Source organism: Clostridium sp. AF35-15 (genome assembly GCF_003477745.1).
Classification (GTDB): Bacteria; Bacillota; Clostridia; order Lachnospirales; family Lachnospiraceae; genus Otoolea; species Otoolea fessa.
In genome coordinates this window covers 51,497-74,173 of the sequence record NZ_QUDY01000011.1, presented here as the reverse complement: position 1 = coordinate 74,173, position 22,677 = coordinate 51,497, and the positions used below count along the sequence as shown (strand labels likewise).

The window sequence follows — 22,677 nt, the reverse complement described above, 5'->3', positions numbered from 1 at the left end:
GGCAATCAGCGAAATTCTCCAATTCCCTGATGTAAATGCAGACAAAATATGGTATGATATAAGGTACGAGATTTCGAACCGACGGAACTGTGGGAAGACAAAGCAGTTACCGGGACAGGATAATGAAACGGCAGGTGATAGGAATGAAAGAGAGAATTAACCGGCTGGCGAAGGGAATCATCGATTCGGAACAGCCGAAGATGACCTGGTCGCCTGAAAAGATAGACGAGACGCTGCGGATGAATACCCTGATGCAGAGAAATTTATGGATCGGGAGCGAAAATGGATTAAGTGTGAAGGGATTTGTGTATTCCTCAAACCTGCGGGTGCGGATTCCGGGGGATAACAATTCGTTTGGCGGACTCCGGTGCCGGATCGTATATGAAGTGGACACTTCGTTCCTGACGGCAGGCGACACGATCACAGGTTCTTTTTATCTGGTGACAAACTGCGGGGAAGAGGAGATTCCGTATGAGTTTCACGTCGAGGTGGCAGACGCCGGGAAGACTTTAGGTGATCTGAAAACGGCGGAAGATTTTCTGCACATCGCGGAAAATGATATGGAGACGGCGCTCCGGCTTTTGGAGTACCCGGATTTTGTGGAAGTGCCGTTTATGCAGGATATGCATGTGCGCGCACTCTATGACGGCCTGAAGGGGCACGGCAGCCGGGCAAATTTTATGGAAGAATTTCTGGTTGGACTGGGCGTGAAAAAGCCGGTCGGTCTGACGATTCCGGGCAGGGCGCGCGTATATGCCGAGCTGGCTGAGAATGCCGAGGACACGATCGAGATCCGGATGGATAACTGGGGCAGTGTGTACCTGGAGGTGACGGCAGACGGCGAGTTCCTCCATTTGCCAAAGAAGAGTGCGACGCAGGCGGATTTTGAAGATGGTCTGCTCCGTCTTCCGGTACGGATTCTGGCGGAACGGCTGCATGCCGGAAAGAATTTCGGTGCCGTCCTGATTCACACTGCCAGAGAAACCGTGCGGATCCCGATCGAGGCATCGGCTGCCGATGCGGGCGGATGCGACCGGGCACATATGTCATTCCAGAAAGAGCTTGGAAATTATCTGACTGCCCGTCTGGCGTATGAAAATGGGATCGGCGGCACGGAGGCGGTTCACCAGATGCAGCGGGAGCTGGATCTGATGAAAATGACGCACTATGACGCGGGACTGCGGCTTTTGCAGGCGGAATTATACCTTTTGACTGATCGGCGCGAGAAAGCGCAGACGATTTTAAAGGAGCTGCAGGATTCAGCGGCGCTTAAAATATCGGGCGACCGGAAGCTTAACTGCCTGTACCGCTATCTGTACGTGACGCTGACCGGCAATGCCGAGCAGAAGGACACTTTGATCCGCCTGTTGCAGCAGTATGCGTCGGAGGAGACGGGCAGCAGCCTGTTTTATTATCTGATGCTTCTGCGTCTGGATGAGGAATTGCAGAAAAATCCGGTTACGGTGCTGATCAGCATGGAGCAGGAGTTTAAGGATGGCTGTCACAGCCCATTCCTCTATGCGGCGGGACTGAAACTTCTGGAGAGTGATCCGATCCTTTTAGACAATGCGGGCAATTTTGAGCTTCATGCCCTGTACTATGGGGCACGCCGGAAAATTATCAGCCGCGAGCTGGCACTGGCGGCGGTCCGGGTGATGCGTGCGTCCCGTTCGTACCGGGAGTTTTACAGACGCCTTTTGACGGAACTTTACGGGCTGTATCCGGAGACGGAGATTCTGGAGGCGCTCTGTGCAATGCTGATCCGGGGAGACTGCCGGGAGACAGCCTGTTTTGAATGGTATAGCCGGGCGCTGGAGGCAGATTTGAGTCTGACGCGCCTGTATGAATATTATTTATATGCGATGCCGGAGAATTATGACCGCCTGATGTCGCGTGAGGTATTTTTATACTTTTCGTATTCGGCAAATTTGGATGCGGGGTCACTGGCGAAGCTTTATGCGAACCTTCTTACATATGGAACGCCGGATTCGGATATTTACCGGATGTACGAGCGGGCGATGGAAGAGTTTGCGGTGGATCAGCTTTTCAAGGAACGGATAGACGGTGCCCTGGCGGTCCTGTACCGGAAATTGATCTATCCGGAACTGATCGATACGCAGATGGCGCGTGTCCTGCCGGGGATTTTGAAATCCTGCCGGGTAGAATGCCGGGAACCGGCGATGAAATACGTGGTGGTGCGCCATGAGGAGCAGATGACGGAGGACGCGTATGTGCTGAACGAGGGCACGGCGTATGTGCCGCTGTTTTCGGAGCGCGATCTGGTTCTATTCCAGGATGAAAATGAGACGCGGTATGCGCGGGTAAATTGCGCCATCCAGCCGGTATTTACGGATATGGAGGAACTTTTACAGACCTGTTTTGAAATGAATCCGATGCATCCGTTCCTCTTTATGAATGCGTGTGCAAAAGCCTGCCGCAAGGAGGTGCTGACCGGGGACGATGCGATCCTTTTGGAGCACGCGGATCAGAAGATGGAGCTGCACCCGCTGTTTAGGGCAAAGGTGCTGTCAGCGATCGTGCGGTATTATAAGAGGATGGCGGATGGGATTGAGGATGCGAAAAAGGATGGAAGTGTTTCCTACCTTCTGAGCCTTGACAAGGACCAGCTGACGCGGGATGAGAGAAACGGCGTCTGCGGGACGCTGATCCGGTGCGGGCATTTCAGCGAGGCGTATGAGATGGTGTGCCGGTATGGTCTGGAAGGTCTGCCGGTCAATCTGCTGCTGCGGCTTTGCGGGAGAATGCTGCTTCAAAATCTCTTTGACCGGGATGACCACCTGCTTTATCTGACCTGGTATGTCTTTGAACACGAGAAGCCGGACAGTGTGATTCTCGATTATCTCTGCGAACATTTCAACGGTACGGTGGATCAGATGTACCGCGTCCTGATGCAGGGACTGCGGCTCCGGGTGGAGACGTACGATCTGGAGGAACGGCTGGTGGCGCAGATGCTCTTTACCGGCAATACAGCAAAGTTAGACCGGGTGTTCGAGCTTTATGCGTCACGCAAGAAAACAGGGGAAAATATCGTGCGCGCGTATTTCACGGTCAAGAGCGTGGAATATTTTCTGGAAAACCGTCCGACGGACGACAAGGTGTTCGCATTTTTGGAGGGTGCTGTGCAGGGAAGCTCTGATCGGGAGCGGATCCCGGATATTTATCTGCTGGCGCTGACAAAGTATTATGCGACGCTGCCGGAGCTTTCGGAGGAACAGCGGCGCCTGTGCCAGTCGGTGGTGGATGTGCTTTTAGATGCGGGCATGATTTTTGCCTATTTTAAGGATCTGGCGCGGTTTATCCATATCCCGGGCAATATTTTAGATAAAGAAATCATCGAGTATCACGGAAACCGGGCGGTGCGCCCGTATCTGCGGCTGCGGATTCTGCCGCAGGAGGAAGAGTTCCACTATGAGGAAATGCGTCTCGTTTACCGGGATATTTACATTCGTGAAAAGGTGATTTTTGAGGGCGAGACGCTGGAATATCAGATCGAAGAGGAAGAGGACGGCGTCCGGAAAACGAAAGAAAAGGGAGAGATTTCCTGCCGGGAGATTCCGGGACGCAGCCGGGAAAGCCGGTTTGCGGCGCTCAATGAGATGAGTCTTTCTTTAAAAGTAAATAACGAGACGGCGCTTCGGGAAAAGATGCGGGAGTACCAGAAGAGAGATGCGGCGGTAAGCGCACTTTTCCCGATCGCCTGAGGAAAGGGACAGACGGACAAACGATAGATGAATGGACTTATAATTGGCATGGATCTGTGTGATTCATGCACACATATATCCTGTCAGGGGCAGGAGACGATCTGGTCGGTTCCGACCCGGATCGGAAAAGAACCGGATTCGGACGTCTGGCGGGTGGCAGAGGAGAGTGCCGGGGGCGCGTTAGAGGGCATGGTAGTGGAAGATAAGCTGCTTTCCCTGGCGATGAAGGACGGCACCGCCACGATCGACGGTGTCCGCTACGAGGGCTTATATCTGCTGAAAATGTTCCTGAAGCAGGTGCTTGCGATTCCCAGACAGGCGTCCGGAAAAGAAGAGATAGAAAACCTGGTAATCACGGTGCCAAAGCTTGAGGTAAAGCTGGTGGACTGCCTGATGTACTGTGCCGATTTTCTGGAAATCGACCGGAGCCGGGTGCATGTGATCAGTCACGCGGAGAGCTTTGTATATTACGTGATGAGCCAGAAACGGGAAGTCTGGAGCAACCAGGTGGGAATGTTTGAACTTTCGGAGAATGGTCTTCATTATTATGAATTGAGAGTGCAGCGCGGGTTGCGCCAGATGCAGGTGGTCGCGGATCAGGAGGAACTGGAGGAGTCATTCCACTTAAATGTGCTGGACAGCGACGCGGGCATCCAGATGGCAGACCGGATTCTTTCCTCCTGTGCGGAACGGCTGCTGCAGAAGCGCCTGTTTTCAGCGATCATCCTGACCGGCAGGGGATTTGCACAGACGGACTGGGCGTCAGATTTTATGCAGCAGATCTGCAAACGGCGCCGTGTATTTGCGGAGATGGATGTATTTACCCGAGGGGCGCTGATCCGCTCGGAAGATCTCTGTGAGGCACAGAGTGCGTACCATTTTACCTGTATCTGTGAGGGGCGGCTGAAAACAACGGTTTCCTTAAAGATTCAGGAGCGTGAGAAAGAGGGACAGCTGGTGCTGGCATCCGCCGGGGACAGCTGGTATGAGACGAAAATGACGGCGGAATTTATTGTGTCGGGCACGCCGGAGGTGGAATTTTCACTCCAGCCGCTGGAACCGCGCAAAAAGAAGACGGTGAAGATTCCGCTTGAGGGATTCCCGAAACGCCCGGACCGGACGACCCGGATCGAGATGGCATTTGGATTTACCGGGGAAGACACGATGATCGTCATGATACGTGATTTGGGATTTGGAGAATTATTTCCGGCGACAAACCGGATGATTAAACAAGAGGTTTCATTATGAGTCTGATACTTTGCCGGCAGGAGCCGGTTCGACATCCTTTTTACATAGAACGGCTGGGCGTCCATATCGCATCGTCGCAGGAGCTGTGTTATGTCATTTATCAGAATCCGCTTCTGGTGCTGGATGGATTTGTGGATGACCGCCTGATTGAGTTTATCCGTTCGGAGCTGGGACTTTCGTTTCTGGCAGGCAAACTGGAGGCATGGCAGCGGAGCGGCGAGAGCCAGGACGAGCTGCCGATCGTGATTCTGCAGGAGTGCTGTTATTATACGGCAAAGGAGATTGCGGCATACCGCCAGAAATTGGCGGCATTTCGCAAAATGAATGCGGCGGAGTTCCGGAAGGAGATGGCGGATTACTATTTCCGCCTGCGGCAGTTTGGGACGGCGATCTATTACTACAACCGGATTCTGGAGGACTGGCGGGTCAAATCGCTGACGGACGAATTTACTGCGAAGATCTGGAACAATATCGGGGCGGCGTATGCCGGGATTTTCTGGTTTGAGAAAGCGTTTACTGCTTATGAAATGGCGTACAATTTCGACAAGAGCCCGGAGATGCTGAAGCACCTGTACCAGCTTGCCTTGATTGACCCGAAACTGGAGCTTAAGGAGCGCCATGCGGCTGCGATGACGCCGGAACAGAAGAAGATCTGGAAACGGGAACTCGACGAGGCGAACCAGACCGCGGAGAAGTGCGGGAATGTCCGCATGGTCGAAACGATGTTTGACCGCAATCCGGTCCGGCGGATGGAGAGTGCGGGAGAACTTTTAAATGGGTGGAAGCAGGAGTATCGGAAGATGCTCTGATTTTGCCCGCGCCCAGATACATCCCCTGGTCATGAGCACCGCGCTTTTTGGTTTTGTAACATTTCTTTACGAAAGGAGTTTTCCTATGCGCCTTCTGATTGTCCGCCATGCGGATCCTGATTACTCAATTGATTCCCTGACCCCGGCTGGCTGGGAGGAAGCAAAGCTTCTGGCAGACCGTCTGGCGCCGATTCCGGTGGCGGCTTATTATGTATCGCCGCTGGGGCGTGCGAAGGACACGGCGTCCCTGACCTTAAAAAAAGCCTGCCGCACGGCAGAAACCTGCAGCTGGCTGCGTGAATTTGCCCCGCAGGCGGTACATCCGGGGAAGGATTCCGGGCACTGTGTCTGGGACTGGCTGCCGGATGCGTGGATGGCGGAGCCGAAGTATTTTGATAAGGATCACTGGCATGAAACAGAAGTCTTTCAGAACGCCCATGTAAAAGAAGAGTACGACTGGGTGATTGGAGAGCTTGACCGGCTGCTCAGACGGCACGGATATGTGAGAAATGGATTGTTTTACCGGGCCGTGGCACCGAATGAGGACACGATTGTTTTATTCTGTCATTTTGGCGTCGAGTGCGTCCTGCTTTCCCATCTCTTAAATATCTCTCCGATGCAGCTCTGGCACGGAACCTGTGCGGCGCCGTCGTCGGTGACGGTGCTCTGTACAGAAGAGCGCCGCTCCGGCGTCGCATCCTTCCGCATGAGCAGTTTTGGGGATGTTTCTCATCTGTATGCGGGTGGACGCGAGCCGTCGTTTGCGGCGCGGTTCTGTGAGGTGTATACAAGATTTGATCAGCGGCATGACTGATGGATGTTTCTGTTATTATGTATCGCAATCGTTTGAATCAGCCGATAAATAAATTTTGTGTGAGATGCTATTTACTGCTCAGCATCCCAATATTTTTAATCAACACTGAGATTGTCCCGTCCATGTTGGTGATAAACTCCACATGGTCGGGATTTCTGTATTCTTCCATCGGGATCGTGATCTCGATGCCGGTGTCAGTGTACAGCTTCTGTTTCTGGAATTTCTTGATCGTCTGCTCATTTTTCGGCGCGACCGTCTCGTAGGAGAGGTTGTAGCGGTCGAGTTTTTCATCCAGCTCCTCTAGCATCTCCGGGCTGCCGGGAAATACTTTTTCGCGCAGTTCAGACACCTTGATTTCGCCCTGTTCCTCCAATTCATTACAGATAATGTCTTTGATTTTCATCTTTTTCTGTGCATCCTCGTCGCCGTAATATTTTTTGGCAACCTGATCGACGGCGCGGGTGACGATGTCGAGCTTGGATTTCTGGGAGAGCGGGGCGCGGCATTCGAGGAAGAGCTCGGAGAAATAGAAGCATTTTTCGCCGTTGACCTCATATTTTTTCTCAGCCAGAATCAGGGAGCCGTCGGAGAGATCGAGGACAAACGCCTCGGAGAGGCGCTGTCCCTGTCCCGGAAGCAGTGCGCGCTGTAAAATGATCTCGTTGCTGTTGCCGCCGTCCGTTTCCCTGGTCTGATGCGTGTAGGAGGTCTTGTAGTTCATCTTTAAGAATGCCAGATAATCCTTGCCTTTGCAGCCGAACACGGTCATCGCCACATCGGCGGCTGGAATGTCAATATTCGCATTCATGATGTCGTAGAGGCGCTCGGCGAGCTGTTTGCTCGTCTCGACGAAATTGTCCGGGGTGCAGTTTTGCAGCAGCTCTTTGACCTCGGATCCTTCTGCAAATGTACAGTGCTTGACATCGTCACTTTCCGTTATTTTCTCGATATGCGCTTTCAGGAAGTCGGAAAAATCGGGTCCGACCTCCATGCTCTGGTCGGAGAGAACCGGGATTCCCACCGAAGAATCAAGAATGTGCACGATGGCTGCCTTTAAAATCATATCTTCACTTTTCAATGTTATCTTACCTCCAGGTTATAACTTCTTTTGTAGAACCATTCTCGACGCACTCAAAGGAAACGGAGTCGCCCGCCTGCACGAACGGAAGCTGCTCGGAAACGGTGATCGCAGCGGTGTAGACGCTGTCGGTGCGGTCATCGGTCAGCGTGAAATAGTAGTAGGTGTTACCGGAAATGACGACATTCTCGATCGCCTCGACCGTGCCGGAGACAGTTTCGCTTGCCGTCGGTTCCTTTGCAGTCGGATCTTCGATTTCCTCCTGTCCCAGCGTCTCACGGTAATTGCGCTTCGCCTCATCGATCGTCTGTCCGGTGCCGACGATCTGGTACTGCGCGACATCGACGAACGCATACATTTTCACAAGCCCTGCAGCATCTTTCAGGGAAATGAAATATGCCGGTCGTCCGGAAATATTTAAGAGAAGCGGGAAGGTCGCACTGTAATTTAAGTGCTGCACCTGTCCGCGCGCGGAATCCATTGCGGCGAGCTCGGTGGCGCCCGGAACGGCGTAAAATTTCGTTTCTTTCGTCCGCAGGTTGACGAGGACGAAGCCAATGTTCGACTCATCTGAGGTTACAGAGCTCATGCCGGTGTACAGCCACACATCGTCGTCGATGGCGAGATAGTTGTAGCCGTAGGTCGTCCGGCGCACGCCGCGCTGACCGAAGATGGAGTTTAAATAACCATTCTGGAATCTGCCGTTGTCGTCGAGCTGTTCCATGATGAGGTTCGAATCATAGAGCTGGTCGATCCACTGCGGGACATCCGCCTTGGCGTACCACTTAGATTCGCCGGTCTCAGCATTGACGAGGATCGCGCCGTCGATGTCCTTGCCGTTCCACCAGCCGATCCGGTAGGCGATGGTCGGCGCCACCCAGTATGGGTTTCCATCGTCGTCGATCTCGAAGGAGACCGTCTCAAACATCCGTGTCGGGTAGCAGAAACGGATGTAGCGGTGGATATTGCGGAAGAAATATTCACTGGTGGAATACTTCATGCCGGAGGACAGCCAGACGAGATCGGTATTCTGATCGACCATATTGACAGCAATGTATGCCGGAAGTCCCTTCTTCTGGTTGTACAGCCACTTGATCGGGTCGGCATAGCGCAAAGGCGTCACGCGGTACGGTGTCCCCTTGTAGTTGATCTGTGTGTAATTTTCCTGAATCTCAAACTGGGAGACCAGGTCGGTCATCTCACCGAGCTTTTTGCTTCCGAGCCGGGAGGCGGTGTCCTTATCAACGACCGGGATCTGCGACATGCCAAGCTCTGCGACATCTGAGGCAAAATCGCCCTCGGTAACGGTGATCAGATCGCGGTAGCGGGACGCATTAAAAAGCTGGACGCCCGCCGCCGAGGCGATCAGGGAAAAGAAGATCAGGACAGCGATCGCGATCGTGCCATATTTGCACGGGCGTCCCATCGCCTTAAAACCGGCAAACGGACTGCCGGAGGCGTCGGCGTACTTGCGCCGCAGAACCATCCGTCCGGTCACAGGATCGCGCACGATCTCAACGCCGCGGTTTTGCTGCACTGTTTTCAGGAATATGAGAATGCTTTCCATAAAGTTGACTGCCAGTACAATCAGAATGCAGATAATCAGGAATACGATGAAATCCTGATCGTGCAGATTGATGGCTGGCATCATGGTGTAGAACACCAGAAAAATAAGGACGGCAGAGAGAAACAGACGCCCAAACGCCGAAGTGAATTTTTTCAAAATAGAACCCTCCTGACTCGTTTTATGATAAAAAAATAGCTGTTCCCATGAAAAAAAGGATTTCGCTGATTGTAAATGTGATAGAACTCTATTGTATCGCACGACGGGAGATAAAATCAAGCCCGGAAACGGAATTTGCCGTGGCTTCGCATTTAAATACGGCAAATTCCTGGGTTGAAGTCGGGAAAAAAACAGTTGTCCTTCCGCCGAAAATATGCTATGATTACTATGTTTATTCAGGAGGTGCGAAGATGATCAAGACGATCCTTACGATCATATTTATTATTATCTGTGTATTCCTGTCGGCGGTAATCCTACTGCAGGAGGGCAAATCGGCAGGTCTGTCCGGTTCCATCGGCGGTATGGCTGACAGCTACTGGGGCAGAAATAAAAGCCGTTCTATGGAAGGAAAGCTGGAGAAGCTGACCAAATATGCTGCAATTCTGTGGCTGATCCTTGCATTAGTTTTGAATTTGAAATTCCTGTAAGGAACCTTTAAGAGGCTGTCGCGTGGCAGCCTTTTTTTCATATTGAGAAAGAGAAGTGAGATAAATTTGAACATATTTGATAAAATCATGGGAAAAATAAAGAGAAGCGAGGCTCAGAAATACGCAAAACAGCAGAAGCGCCAGGCGCAGATGCAGAGTGCGGCAGCTTCACAGAAAGAGGAAGGACAGAAAATGCCGGAAAATCGCAGGAGAGAAAGAGAGACGTTTGAAAAACGTCAGCAGACGGAGATGAAGCTCTCGGATGAGATGCTGGAGACGATCCGGAAGAATGCAGAACAGCGGTTTGCGATGCGGAAAGAAGAAGCGCGGGAAGAGAAAATGTCCGGAGAAAGCCGGGAGAGCAGCGTACAGCGCCAGATTGACGGGGATGGGCTGATCGGCGAGTGGGAAGAGAGGTACGGAAAAAAGAAGAAAAAGCCGGAGCGTGCGAAAGGTCCGAAAGAGGAATCGGTGCGCCAGAAAAAGGATAAAGCGGGAAAGAAAGACCGTGATCGAAAGTTTGAGCGTGAGATGGATAAGAAGCGCGAAAAGCGCGGCAAGAAGGAGCGTGAGGATGCTGGCGCTTCCGAGGAGGAGTTTACCCGCCGCTGCAAGATGATTCAGGATGTCATGAATGAACCGGCATACGTGCCGATGAAGCTGAAGGAGCTGGCACTTCTTTTAAATATTCCGAAGGAACAGCGCCGGGAGCTGCAGCGGGTTATCGATTATCTGCTGGAAGAGGGAAAAATCAGCATGTCCCGCAAGGGCAAGCTGGGACGCCCGGAGACATTTTCAGAGGCAGGTATTTATTCGGGACACCCGAAGGGTTTCGGTTTTGTGACAATCGAGGGACGTGAGCAGGATGTGTTCGTTCCGCGTGAAAAAACAAAGGGCGCGATGCACGGCGATAAGGTGCTGGTTGTGATTGAGCAGGAGAGCGACGGCGGACGCAGAGCCGAGGGAAGTATCGTGCGGATCCTGGAGCACGCCAATCAGGAGCTGGTCGGTCTGTATGAGAAAAACGGCGGTTTCGGCTTTGTGATCCCGGACAATCCACGGATTTCACGCGACATTTTCATCCCGCAGGGGTGTGACGCGGGCGCAGTGACCGGTCATAAGGTCATCGTGAAGATCAAGGATTACGGAAACGGCCCGGATAAGAAGCCGGAGGGCGTGATCACCAGCATTCTCGGACATATGAACGATCCGGGAGTCGATATTTTATCGATCGTGAAAGCATACGGTCTGCCGGAAGAATTTCCGCCGGAGGTCATGGCGCAGCTTGAAGAGATCCCGGATGCCGTCCGCGAGGAGGACAAGGCGGGACGCAAGGATCTGCGCGATCTGCCGACAGTTACGATCGATGGTGAGGAAGCGAAGGATCTCGACGATGCGATCACGCTGGAAAAGACGGAGCAGGGTTACCGGCTCGGTGTACACATCGCGGATGTGACCCATTATGTCCGCGAGGGCAGCCCGCTTGACCGCGAGGCATTAAAGCGCGGAACGAGCGTGTATCTGACCGACCGCGTCATTCCGATGCTGCCGCATAAACTCTCAAACGGTATCTGTTCCCTGAATCAGGGCGAAGATCGCCTGGCGCTGAGCTGTATCATGGAGATCAATGACAAAGGCGTCGTGATCGGACATGAGATTGCAGAGACATTGATCCGCGTCGATCGCCGGATGACGTATACGGCGGTCAATGCGATCATCACGGATGATGATGCAGAGACAAAGGAGAAATATAAGGAATTTGTGGATTTATTCCTGCAAATGAAAGAACTTTCGCAGCTTCTCCGCAAGAGGCGCCAGGAGCGCGGTGCGATTGACTTCGACTTTCCAGAGAGCAAGATTTTACTCGACGCCAAAGGACGCCCGATCGAGATCAAGCCGTATGAGCGCAACGCGGCGACGAAGCTTATCGAGGATTTCATGCTGATGGCAAATGAGACGGTAGCCGAGGACTATTATTGGCAGGAAATGCCGTTCCTCTACCGAATCCATGAGAAACCGGATGAGGAGAAGATGGCGAAACTCGGCACGTTCATCAACAACTTTGGATATACATTGCGGATGCCGGGCGGCGAAGTCCACCCGAAAGAGCTGCAAAAGCTGCTTGAAAAGATCGAGGGCACGCCGGAGGAGGCATTGCTCAGCCGTCTGACGCTGCGCTCCATGAAACAGGCGAAATATTCGACCGTGAACTCCGGTCATTTTGGATTGGCGGCGAAATACTATACCCATTTCACCTCCCCGATCCGTCGTTACCCGGATCTGCAGATCCACCGGATCATCAAAGAGTGCCTGCATGGCAATATGGATGCGCGAAAAACCGCCCATTTTGAAAAAATCCTGCCGGAAGTGGCAGTCCAGACCTCGGCCCTGGAGCGCCGCGCTGACGAAGCCGAGCGCGAAACAGATAAGATGAAGAAAGTCCAGTACATGGAACATTACATCGGAGAAGAATTCGAGGGAGTCATTTCCGGTGTCACCAACTGGGGCTTCTATGTCGAGCTGCCGAACACGGTTGAAGGATTAGTTCATGTCAATGAACTGCGTGGCGACTATTTCGTATTTGACGAAGCACACTATGAGCTGGTCGGAGAGATGACGAGAAAGACGTACAAACTCGGTCAGACTATCCGCGTCCGCGTGACTGCGTGCGACCGGTATGCGAGGACGATTGATTTTATGCCGGCGGTGTACTGGAAGTAGAAGATTGTAAAATAAGATGTAAAAAGTAGAGAGGGAAAGAGGAATTAAAATGGGAGCAGGAATCAAGATGGTGGCGAACAATAAGAAAGCCTACCATGATTATTTTATCGATGATAAATTCGAAGCCGGGATCGAGTTATTCGGTACCGAGGTTAAATCGATCCGCATGGGTAAATGCAGCATCAAGGAGGCATTTATCAAGATCGAGAGCGACGGTCAGGTGTATGTATTCGGCATGCATATCAGCCCATATGAGAAGGGAAATATCTTTAACAAAGATCCGCTGCGTGTGCGGAAACTCCTTCTCCACAAACTGGAGATCCGCCGCCTGATGTCAAAGATCAAAGAAAAAGGATATACGCTGGTGCCGCTGCAGGTGTATTTTAAGGGAAGTCTCGTAAAAGTAGAGATTGGTCTGGCACGCGGTAAGAAGCTGTATGATAAGAGAGACGATCTGGCGAAAAAGGACGCGAAGCGGGAGATTGACCGGGCGTTTAAGGCGAGACAGAAATAATTATTATATTTGAAATAAGCGATAAAAAACAGAGCATGTTGTATCTGACAAGATACTTAACGAAAGCGCACAGAGCTGATTATAAGGATGAACTACCAGATGGCATGTCTGCCCTTATGATTCCGAATGCGGAAATTAAAGAGATCTTTGAAACGATCGTTATCAAATGGTTCGATAACAGCACCAGGAAATGTGATCGGAATGCCCTGTTTGATGCGGTCTGGAACGGTGACAGCGAGGGCATTACAAGAGAGATGAATGCTTTGCTGCGGCGCACGATCAGTTACCATGATTATCGGGAAGATTTTTACCATGCTTTTCTCGCTGGAATCTTTACCGGTGCTGGGTATATGGTGGATTCCAATAAGGAGCATGGAGAGGGGCGCAGTGATGTGGTCGTCTACGATTCCATCAATGCACGGGTTGCAGTCTTTGAGGCAAAGTATACGAAAAATCTGGAAAAATTAGAAAGTGAGTGCGATACAGCTCTGTGGCAGATTGATGACAGAATGTATGCGAAGGAGTATGAGGATGACTACGATCAGGTACTCTGCTATGGCATTTCGTTTTTTAAGAAACGGTGTATGGTGAAGAAAAAGTAAGTATCTAAGATAACGGTATTAAGGGATATACGGCTCTATCAGAAAATTCGGTAGGACATAAAAGAATAAGAAAATTGGGAAGCAGAGATGAAATCATAAAAAGATCCATCTCTGCTTTTTGTATGTTAAAAAACTAAGTAAGGGCAATTATACACAATTTGAGCATAAAGATAATGTGTATATATACTGTATGGTATTGCAAAATAAATCAAACAATAAAGATTTCGCAGAATACCTAGTTCTGCGAAATCTTTGTTCATTATACTATGCTTTTAGAGCGAATTCAATAGAAGTTTCTCCCAAGAATCTATTATGAAATTATTAAGATACGCATTTCTGATCAATTATTTACCAAATTTCCGATTAATACTATTTAAAAATCAATATTATCAAAATAAAACTCCTTTTGTGTCTCTGAAATTTCCTCCAAATTTCGCAGAACTAGGTATTCTGCGAAAACTGTAAAAACGAGAGGAAGAAGCTCGGTATGTGGTACGCAGTACAAACGCCTACAGGAAGAGAAGCTGAGATGGCAGAGAAATTGAACCGGGTTTATTCGGGAGAGTCGGATAAGCCCTGTTTTGTGCTGTCTAAAGAACGGTCCTGGCGGATGGGCGGGATTTATCACATCGGTGTGGAGCCGATGTTTCCGGGATATATCTTTGTGGATACGGATGATGCGGGAGAACTGGAACAGAAGATAGGAATTTTGGCTGGTTCTGCGAAGCTTCCGCTCGATGAGAAGGCAGTACCGTTGGAAAAGGCGGAGGAAGATTTCCTGAAACGTCTGCTTCGAGAGGATCCGCAGCATACGGTAAGACGATTTCTCGTACAGGTAAACGAGGCGGGAGAGCTCGTGTCGGCGGAAGGCATATTGGGAGAGTCGCTGGGACAGATTGTGCGGAAACGAATCCGAAAACGGGTTGTGACGCTGGAGATACCGATGCTGGGAGCAGCACGGCGGGTCGAACTGGCGATCCGTGTAAAAGGCGATGAAAACCGGGAGCAGGTGGCAGGCATATGAGAAGTATAGATATGAAGTATTCCGTTCTGATGCCTGTTTACCGAAAGGAAAATCCGTTCTATTTTTACCGGGCGGCGCTCAGCATGATGAAACAGAGTGTTTCCCCGGATGAGTTTGTCCTGGTCTGCGATGGTCCGCTGACGGAAGAACTCGATGCAGTAATCAGAAAATTAGAAGAAACATGGTCCGAACAGGTGAAAATCGTGCGTCTGCCGGAAAATCGCGGCATAGGACCGGCACTGGCAGCAGGGGTGGAAAGCTGCCGAAATAATCTGATTGCCCGCATGGACAGCGACGATATCGCCTGTCCGGAACGATGTGAAAAGCAGCTGGTGCAGTTCCGAGGCAACCCAGCGCTGGCGCTGGCGAGCGGGGCGATTGCCGAGTTTGAGATGGATTCGCTGGAAAAAGCAGCAAATATGCAGTGGACGATAGATACACCGAAAGAGCCGGTGGAGATTCCAGAAGATTGTTGTATCACCGGTACCCGGACGCTGCCGTGCGGTTATGAGGAGATTCTTATATTTGCCCGCAAGCGCAACCCGATGAACCACATGGCGGTTATGATGCGGCGGGACGCTGTTTTAGCGGTTGGCAATTATCGTGCCGTGAAGGGTGCCGAAGATTACGAACTATGGGTGCGGATGCTGCAGGCTGGTTATCGGGCGGAAAATCTGCCGGATGTGCTGGTATACGCGAGAACGGGAAATGGCATGATGCAGCGGCGCGGCGGTCTGGCGTATGCGAGAGAAAATATACGTCTGCAGACCCATTTTTATAAAAGTGGATTTTTGACATTTCCTGAATATATAAGTAACTGTGCTGTGCGTGTGGCGGCAAGCATACTGCCGGTTGGGATTCGCGGCTATTTGTATCAGAAAAAGTTGCGGGAAAGAATGCACGCCTGATAGTTCAGGATAAAAAAAGATGAAAGAAAGTAACTGTTTGGTAAGAACCGTACATTTGTACGCGGAGTTTGCCTGTGAGAAAGCAGACAGTTGCGAGAGGATACGATTTTGAGACAATACGAACCATTCAAGAGGCTGTTCCGAATGGGAGGCGCGGTCATTTTGATGGCTGTCCTGACGGGAATTTATGGATGCGTCTGGAACGGTTATTTCAATAAATTAATTGAATTTCCATTTTGGAGAAGAGGAAACTGGCTGATGATCGCCCTGTATGCAGGAATTTTGTTTTTCTTCCTATATACATATGGGGGATTCCGGATCGGATATCTGAAAAAGGGAAACCTGCTTTGCTCCCAGATACTGTCGATCGGGCTTTTAAATATTATTACCTATATACAAATCTCATTGCTGGATAAGAAATTTCACGATCCGCGGACTTTGCTGGCGATGATGCTGGTACAGCTTCTGGCGGCGATCGTCTGGACATATTTATTTCAGCGGCTGTACCGGCTGCTGTTTCCGCCGAGAAGAATGCTTCTGGTATGCGGCGATCGTCCGGCATTTCATCTGATGGAAAAAATCAATTCGCGCGAGGATAAATATTACCTGGCGAAAGCGATTCATATCCGGGCAGGAATGGAGGCGATCATCCGGGAAGCAGGGACATTTGACGCCTTGATTATCGGCGATATTCCAGCCAAGGAGCGAAATGCACTCTTGAAAAAATGCTTTGAAAAGGACATCCGCACCTATACAGTGCCGAAACTGTCGGATATTTTGCTCCGGACCTCGGAAGAACTGGATATTTTCGACAGTCCGCTTCTTCTGTCAAGAAATGAGGGCATTTCCGGGGGACAGCGGTTTGTGAAACGGGCGATTGACCTATTCTTTTCAGGATTGGGAATCGTTGTTTTATCGCCATTTTTTCTGCTGGTGGCGCTGTCAATCTATCTGACCGACCGGGGACCTGTGTTTTATAAGCAGACGAGGCTGACCGAGGGTAGGAAAGAGTTTCAGATCTGTAAATTCCGGACGATGATCCAGAACGCAGAGGCGAAAACAGGCGCCAGACTGGCGGCTGAAAATGATGACCGGATTCTGCCGGTCGGACACTTCCTCCGCAGAACCCGTCTGGACGAGCTTCCGCAGCTTTTTAATATCTGGAAAGGCGAGATGTCGATCGTGGGACCGCGCCCGGAACGTCCGGAGCTGGCGGAGGAGATAGAGGAAGAGATCCCGGAATTTTGCTACCGCCTGAAAATGAAAGCGGGACTGACTGGTTATGCACAGGTTTACGGGAAATACAATACGACTTCCTATGACAAGCTGAAACTGGATCTGACCTACATACGGAATTATTCTCTGCTTCTGGATCTGAAGCTGATGCTGATGACACCGAAGATCATGATGTTAAAAGAAAGTACGGAAGGAGTGGCGGACAATGGAAACGCTTCTGACAGTCGTCATCCCGGCGTATAACGCGGAAAAATATATTAAATACACATTGGACTCTCTCTGTGACGAATGTACAAACAAACGTCTAGTTCTTGAAAAACCTGAAATTTCAGACATGGAGAAAGGAGAGACAGAACCGGATGCGAGATACCAGGAAAATGGGCAGTCGTGCCTGGAAGTGTTGGTGGTAGACGATGGTTCGACAGATCACACCGGAAAAATTGCAGATCAATATGCAAAAATCTATCCCGATACAGTCCGTGTGATTCATAAAGAAAACGGCGGTCACGGTTCTGGCATTAATTGCGGCGTCCGGGAGGCGCGCGGCCGGTATCTAAAGATTGTCGATGCCGACGACTGGGTCGAGCCGGAGGCATTTTCAAATTTATTAGATGCATTGGCGCATACCAACGATGATGCGGTGGTCAGCGGCTTTTACTGGCGGTTTGACAATGGAAGCGGGGAGGAATCCTCTTTTCCGAGTAAGGCGGAGATGAAAGAGCCATTCAAGGGCGTGAAATACGGAAAATCATACGTTTTGGATGGTATCGCTGATCAGGTTTATATGAAAATGCATGGGATTACCTGGCGGACAGAGATTTTGAGACAGATGCCGCTTTCGATCGACGAACATTGTTATTACGTCGATGCGGAATACATCCTGTATCCGATTCCGTGGGTGCGGACCGTGTCCTTTCTGCCGGATTTTGTCTACCAGTACCGGATTGGACGTGTAGGTCAGAGTGTCAGCCCGGAAAAAATGGTGCAGAACAAGAAAAATTACGACCGGGTGCTGGAATCCCTGTGTGCATTTTATCAGAAATGCCGGAATGGAGAGATTGCCTGCTCTGAAGAAAAACTGCGCTATATTGAGAGCGGAATCGCCCGCGTGGCGGCAGGAAGAGTCAAGATCCTTTTGAGCCTTCCGGCGGATAAAAAGGTGAGAAATCAGCTGGTTCGGTTTGACAAGGAATTATTGGAAAAATATCCGGGAATTTATCATGCAAACCGGAATAAGGCGGTAAAGGCGCTCCGGATGAGCCGGTATCGGTTGTATGGGGCGGCGGTTTGGGTGCTGAAACATCAGAAACGCCAGTTCTGACGAAACAAAAGAAGGAGAAGAGCGGATGAGATTACAGAATATACGGTTCCCAGAACCGGACATTTGCAGGGAAGAAGAGCTGTATTTCCACCGGAATGGTGAGTGGATTGATTTCAATGGCTATTTCAATCTCTTTTATATAGAAAAAAGAAAAAAATATACAAATCAGGAAACACTGACGCTGCATCTGGAAGTGGGCGATTGCCAGGCAGTCCGGCTGATACATGACGAAACCATGATCCGTGAAATCGAATTGAGCGGACAGCCGGAGCCGCTGACATTGGAATTTCCGTATCAGGAGACGGATAAAGGTGTATTCTGGTTTTCAGTAAAACCAGGAATAAGCAGCAAATCAGATGTACCGCAGCTGTCTGGGTGGTATGAGGGAAAATGTCAGGAGGAAAAGTCGGTTCGCATCGCGGCGGTTGTCTGTACATTTAAACGCGAACCGTATGTGCTGCGAAATTTAAAAAGTGTTCTCCGCTTTTTAGAGCGCCCGGAAAATGCATCGATGAATCTCTGCTATTGGCTGGTGGATAATGGGAGAACACTCTCGGAACACGAAGAAATCAGCCGCCTGGCTGCCCAGCATCCAGATACAATTCGCATCATTCCAAACCGAAATGTCGGCGGCGCCGGCGGCTTTACGAGAGGCATGATTGAAGCGATCGAGGAGAAAGAACGCCTGGGACTGACACACGTACAGATGATGGATGACGATGCGGTCATGGATCCGGAGCTGTTTGTGCGGGCGTATGGATTTTTGGGGATGCGGAAGGATGAGTGGGAGGATATTACCTTAGGCGGAAGCTTGTGGCGGGAGGATTTCCTGTATATTCAGCAGGCAGCCGGAGAGTGGTTTGAAGAATTTGTAGTAAAGAATGATTTCCCACTGGCAGATTTAAGAGATTTCCACACATGTACGGATAAATATATGTGTGAAGCAGTTCATAAAAACACGCCGTATTCCGGCTGGTGGTGCTGCTGCATGAGTTTGAATCTTGTGCGCCCGGATAATCTGCCGATCCCGCTGTTTCTTCACCATGATGATATCGAATTTGGCATTCGAAACCAGAAAGCGGGAATCGTCTTTTTAAATGGATTTGGCGTATGGCATAAAGGGTTTGAACTTACCTTTACAGGCGTAAATACGTATTACGATGTGCGGAATACATTAATTACGACCGCTTTGATCGAAAAGGAGAGAAGTCAAACAGAGATCCTTAAATGGATTTGGAAACGTATTACAGTGGATATCATTGAATTCCGCTACGGAGAAATGCGATTGGCATATCAGGCATTCTATGATTTCTGCCGTGGACCGGAATGGTTATCTAAAACGGATGCAGAAAAGTTGAATAACTGGCTTCGAGAGCAGGTTGCAATGAAACCGATTGAAAATCTGAAGGAAGAATTAGGGGAAGAAGACTATCGTCGGATTAAACAATATGCGGAAGACTATCGGGATTCCTATGAAGTGAAAACGGTAAACGAATATTTCGGCCCGGCGAGAAAAGCGGCAAATCTGGTAAAAAAAGCCACATTCAATGGCTGGCTGCTTCCTGCGGATAAAAAAATAATCGCTTTATCGCCAGTTGAATCTCCGTTCCAGGCATTCCGGAAGAAAAAAGTTGTGTTGTTTGAGCCGTTTTCGGGAAAAGCCGTTCTGGCAAAGAAAGACTGGAAACAGATGTGGCTGGCTTGTGGACTTTACCGTGACGCATGGAGGTTGATGAAAAAACATAAATCAGCAGCCGAGAAATACCGGAATGAGATTCAAAAATTCACATGCATGGATGCATGGAAACAGTATTTGGAGATAGAGAAAGGAACCAAAAAATGAGGGCTTGGATTGACCGGATCAATGTTTTTATGAAATACAAAGATCTTCTGATACAGCTGGTAAGCCGTGACATAAAACTAAAATATCGACGCAGCTTTCTGGGATATCTGTGGAGTGTGCTGAATCCGTTGTTTGTCATGATTATTATGACGATTGTGTTTTCGACGATGTTCAGCCGGAATATTGAAAATTTCCCGGTGTATTTGTTTACGGGGAAGATGTTGTTTGATTTTATGTCTACATCGACAAACCAGGCGATGACCTCTGTTACGGGCAATGCGGCGCTTTTGAAAAAAACGTATGTGCCAAAATACATTTTTACCTTATCGAAGGTGACGAGCTGTATGGTGGATTTGCTATTTTCGTTTGGAGCATTATTTATTGTTATGCTTGCCACAAGAGCACATATATATTGGACCTTTTTCTTGTTCCCAATTGTAGTAATTCAAATATATATCTTTTGTTGTGGTTTGGGATTCTTTTTAGCAGAGTTCAATGTCTTTTTTAGAGATGTGCAGTATATCTACCAGGCAATTATTACAGCATGGATGTACTTAACACCGATTTTTTATCCGGTGGAGTCCTTACCAGGCAGTGTTGCCTTTATCGTAAAGGGATTGAACCCGTTATATTATTATGTGGCGCAGTTTAGAGATTTAGTTTATTATGGTCGTTTTCCGGGACCACGTGTTTTCTGGGGCGGCTGGTTGATAGCATTTGTGATGCTGGTGCTTGGAGTCTTAATGTTTAAGCGAAAACAGGATGACTTTATTTTATATATTTAAGGAACAGGTGCTGAAATGGAAGATTATGCAATCGAAATAGATCACGTAACCATACGTTTTAATATGGCGAGTGAAAAGGTTGATAACCTGAAGGAATACATTATTAAGCTGATAAAAAAAGAACTGATATTTCAGGAATTTCTGGCAGTAAAAGATGTCTCTTTTAAAGTAAAACGAGGTGAAGCGTGGGCGCTCATTGGCGTGAACGGTTCTGGAAAATCAACACTTTTAAAGGCAATTAGTGGAATTTTAAAGCCATATAAAGGGAGTATTACCGTAAATGGAGAGATTGCGCCTCTGATTGAGTTAGGAGCAGGATTTGATCCGAATTTAACAGCTCGTGAAAATATTTATTTGAATGGAACTGTTTTAGGACATTCGAAGAAATTTATGGAAGAGCATTTTGATGAAATTGTGGATTTTGCAGAATTGCATGATTTCCTTGATACTCCAATTAAAAATTTTTCATCCGGTATGTCTGCCAGACTTGGCTTTTCGATTGCAACGATGGTTAAGCCGGAGATTTTAATTGTTGATGAAATTCTGGCAGTAGGTGATTTCCTTTTCCAACAGAAATGTATGGAACGCATGAGTCACATGCTGGAGGGTGGAACAACCTTATTATTTGTGTCACATAATATAGAGACAGTGAAAAAACTTTGTGATCATGCAGCGTGGTTGGATCATGGGGTGCTTAAAATGGCTGGCGAAGTAGAGACTGTATGTGATGCATATATGGAACAAAGAAAATAGAAATGATTGGAGAGCATATGACGAAAGTATCAATAATTGTTCCTATTTATAATATGGAATTATATCTGAAAGAGTGCCTGGACAGTATTTTGAGCCAGACTTTAAAAGAGATAGAGGTAGTATGTATTGATGATGGTTCAACGGATCGATCATGGGAAATTCTGGCAGAATATGCGAAAGCAGATGCCAGAATTTTACCGATCCGTCAGGAAAATCAGGGAGTTTCGACAGCAAGGAATAACGGAATTAAAAAGGCTTCCGGTAAATATCTGATTTTTATGGATCCAGATGACTGGTATCCAGAAAAGGATATTCTGGAAGTCCTTTTTGAAAAAGCGGAAAATAGTGGGTGTCAGATATGTGGCGGGGAGTTTAGTGAATACAATGACAGGACGGGAGAGGTCAGAACAGAATTTCCAGAACAGTATTTTGGATATGTATTTCAAAAAGAGGGTGTAATTGAATACAGGGATTGGCAATTTGATTTTGGGTATCATAGATTTTTATATAATCGGGAATTTATATTAGAACATCAGTTGTATTTCCCTAAATTGATTCGATTTCAGGATCCTCCATTTTTTGTAAAAGCGATGATTACTGCCGAAAAGTTTTATGCGGTAAAGAAAGTGGTGTATCGATATCGTTATGGTCATAGAGATTTGAAATGGACAAGAGAAAAACGGATAGCGCTGTTGAAGGGTATCTATATGGATATGGATATGGCAGTTAGAAATCATCTGGAAAGACTAGTTGATTTGACGTGGTTTCGGATGACGGAGGAGTTTGGAGAGATAATTTGTTGTGGAATTATAGAGGGTGAGACAGAAATTGAAGAGTGGATCAGACGAGTGTATGATTGTTTAGAAATAGATAGAAAAGAGAAGTATGGATATCCGTTTTATAGAAGATTTAGGGACGAAGTGATTTTGTTAAAAGAAAAGCAAAGAAAAGAAGATGAGAGATTGGAAAATGAAATAAAAGCAATAAAAAATTCAATAACATTTCGAGTTGGAAAATATCTGCTATATATACCGCGCTGTATTAAATTGGCTTTATGGAGCCGAAAAAAGTCCTAAAAAATAACATTT

Annotated in this window: 18 protein-coding genes; 16 read left to right on the top strand and 2 right to left on the bottom strand. The window is 48.8% G+C overall.

The features are described from left to right. Positions 1-143 precede the first annotated feature (143 nt). From DWZ76_RS12235 to DWZ76_RS12220, 4 genes are all read left to right on the top strand, one after another. Positions 144-3,722 (top strand): DUF5717 family protein, encoded by a 3,579-nt coding sequence (locus DWZ76_RS12235; protein ID WP_118472852.1) that lies wholly within the window; start codon positions 144-146, stop codon positions 3,720-3,722. Between the two features lie 27 nt (positions 3,723-3,749). After that, complete coding sequence (locus DWZ76_RS12230; RefSeq protein ID WP_118472851.1) at positions 3,750-4,970, top strand: DUF5716 family protein; 1,221 nt, start codon at positions 3,750-3,752, stop codon at positions 4,968-4,970. Further along, entirely contained in the window at positions 4,967-5,779 is an 813-nt protein-coding gene (locus tag DWZ76_RS12225) for a hypothetical protein (protein ID WP_118472850.1), read from the top strand. Before DWZ76_RS12230 ends, DWZ76_RS12225 begins: the two co-directional genes overlap by 4 nt. 85 nt (positions 5,780-5,864) lie before the next feature. Continuing rightward, positions 5,865-6,593: a histidine phosphatase family protein gene (locus DWZ76_RS12220; protein ID WP_118472849.1), complete on the top strand. Its 729-nt coding sequence runs from the start codon at positions 5,865-5,867 to the stop codon at positions 6,591-6,593. Positions 6,594-6,660: 67 nt separating this feature from the next. On the opposite strand, the gene DWZ76_RS12215 is transcribed toward DWZ76_RS12220, so the two are convergent. Both DWZ76_RS12215 and DWZ76_RS12210 read right to left on the bottom strand, forming a co-directional pair. After that, entirely contained in the window at positions 6,661-7,671 is a 1,011-nt protein-coding gene (locus tag DWZ76_RS12215) for a nucleoid-associated protein (protein WP_118472848.1), read from the bottom strand. Between the two features lie 7 nt (positions 7,672-7,678). Next, entirely contained in the window at positions 7,679-9,394 is a 1,716-nt protein-coding gene (locus tag DWZ76_RS12210; RefSeq protein ID WP_243017834.1) for a CvpA family protein, read from the bottom strand. Positions 9,395-9,645: 251 nt separating this feature from the next. Between DWZ76_RS12210 and secG the strand changes: the two genes are divergently transcribed. The 12 genes from secG to DWZ76_RS12150 all read left to right on the top strand — a co-directional run bounded on the left by secG (position 9,646) and on the right by DWZ76_RS12150 (position 22,665). After that, positions 9,646-9,882, top strand: coding sequence for a preprotein translocase subunit SecG (secG, locus tag DWZ76_RS12205; RefSeq protein WP_107000428.1), 237 nt, complete (start codon positions 9,646-9,648; stop codon positions 9,880-9,882). 615 nt (positions 9,883-10,497) lie between these two features. Beyond that, on the top strand, positions 10,498-12,603 hold the full coding sequence (gene rnr, locus DWZ76_RS12200) for a ribonuclease R (protein ID WP_118472882.1): 2,106 nt from the start codon (positions 10,498-10,500) through the stop codon (positions 12,601-12,603). Positions 12,604-12,652: 49 nt separating this feature from the next. Beyond that, entirely contained in the window at positions 12,653-13,117 is a 465-nt protein-coding gene (smpB, locus tag DWZ76_RS12195; RefSeq protein ID WP_022358767.1) for an SsrA-binding protein SmpB, read from the top strand. A gap of 104 nt (positions 13,118-13,221) precedes the next feature. After that, positions 13,222-13,719, top strand: a complete 498-nt coding sequence (locus DWZ76_RS12190) for a PD-(D/E)XK nuclease domain-containing protein (protein ID WP_337412500.1) — start codon at positions 13,222-13,224, stop codon at positions 13,717-13,719. Between the two features lie 487 nt (positions 13,720-14,206). After that, positions 14,207-14,743 carry a transcription termination/antitermination NusG family protein gene (locus tag DWZ76_RS12185; protein ID WP_118472846.1) on the top strand — a complete coding sequence of 179 codons (537 nt, stop codon included), beginning with the start codon at positions 14,207-14,209 and terminating at the stop codon, positions 14,741-14,743. Next, on the top strand, positions 14,740-15,651 hold the full coding sequence (locus DWZ76_RS12180; protein WP_118472845.1) for a glycosyltransferase: 912 nt from the start codon (positions 14,740-14,742) through the stop codon (positions 15,649-15,651). Before DWZ76_RS12185 ends, DWZ76_RS12180 begins: the two co-directional genes overlap by 4 nt. Positions 15,652-15,759: 108 nt before the next feature. Then, positions 15,760-17,130, top strand: coding sequence for an exopolysaccharide biosynthesis polyprenyl glycosylphosphotransferase (locus DWZ76_RS12175; RefSeq protein ID WP_118472844.1), 1,371 nt, complete (start codon positions 15,760-15,762; stop codon positions 17,128-17,130). Positions 17,131-17,221: 91 nt separating this feature from the next. Further along, positions 17,222-18,208 carry a glycosyltransferase gene (locus tag DWZ76_RS12170; protein ID WP_333549113.1) on the top strand — a complete coding sequence of 329 codons (987 nt, stop codon included), beginning with the start codon at positions 17,222-17,224 and terminating at the stop codon, positions 18,206-18,208. A gap of 25 nt (positions 18,209-18,233) precedes the next feature. After that, the gene (locus DWZ76_RS12165) at positions 18,234-20,051 is read left to right on the top strand and encodes a glycosyltransferase (RefSeq protein WP_118472842.1); all 1,818 of its coding nucleotides are present in this window, start codon (positions 18,234-18,236) and stop codon (positions 20,049-20,051) included. Beyond that, positions 20,009-20,836 carry an ABC transporter permease gene (locus DWZ76_RS12160; RefSeq protein ID WP_333549114.1) on the top strand — a complete coding sequence of 276 codons (828 nt, stop codon included), beginning with the start codon at positions 20,009-20,011 and terminating at the stop codon, positions 20,834-20,836. The genes DWZ76_RS12165 and DWZ76_RS12160 overlap by 43 nt, the downstream gene beginning before the upstream one ends. Before the next feature lie 15 nt (positions 20,837-20,851). Then, positions 20,852-21,589 carry an ABC transporter ATP-binding protein gene (locus DWZ76_RS12155; RefSeq protein WP_118472840.1) on the top strand — a complete coding sequence of 246 codons (738 nt, stop codon included), beginning with the start codon at positions 20,852-20,854 and terminating at the stop codon, positions 21,587-21,589. Between the two features lie 17 nt (positions 21,590-21,606). Further along, complete coding sequence (locus DWZ76_RS12150) at positions 21,607-22,665, top strand: glycosyltransferase (protein ID WP_182427334.1); 1,059 nt, start codon at positions 21,607-21,609, stop codon at positions 22,663-22,665. Positions 22,666-22,677: the final 12 nt, after the last annotated feature.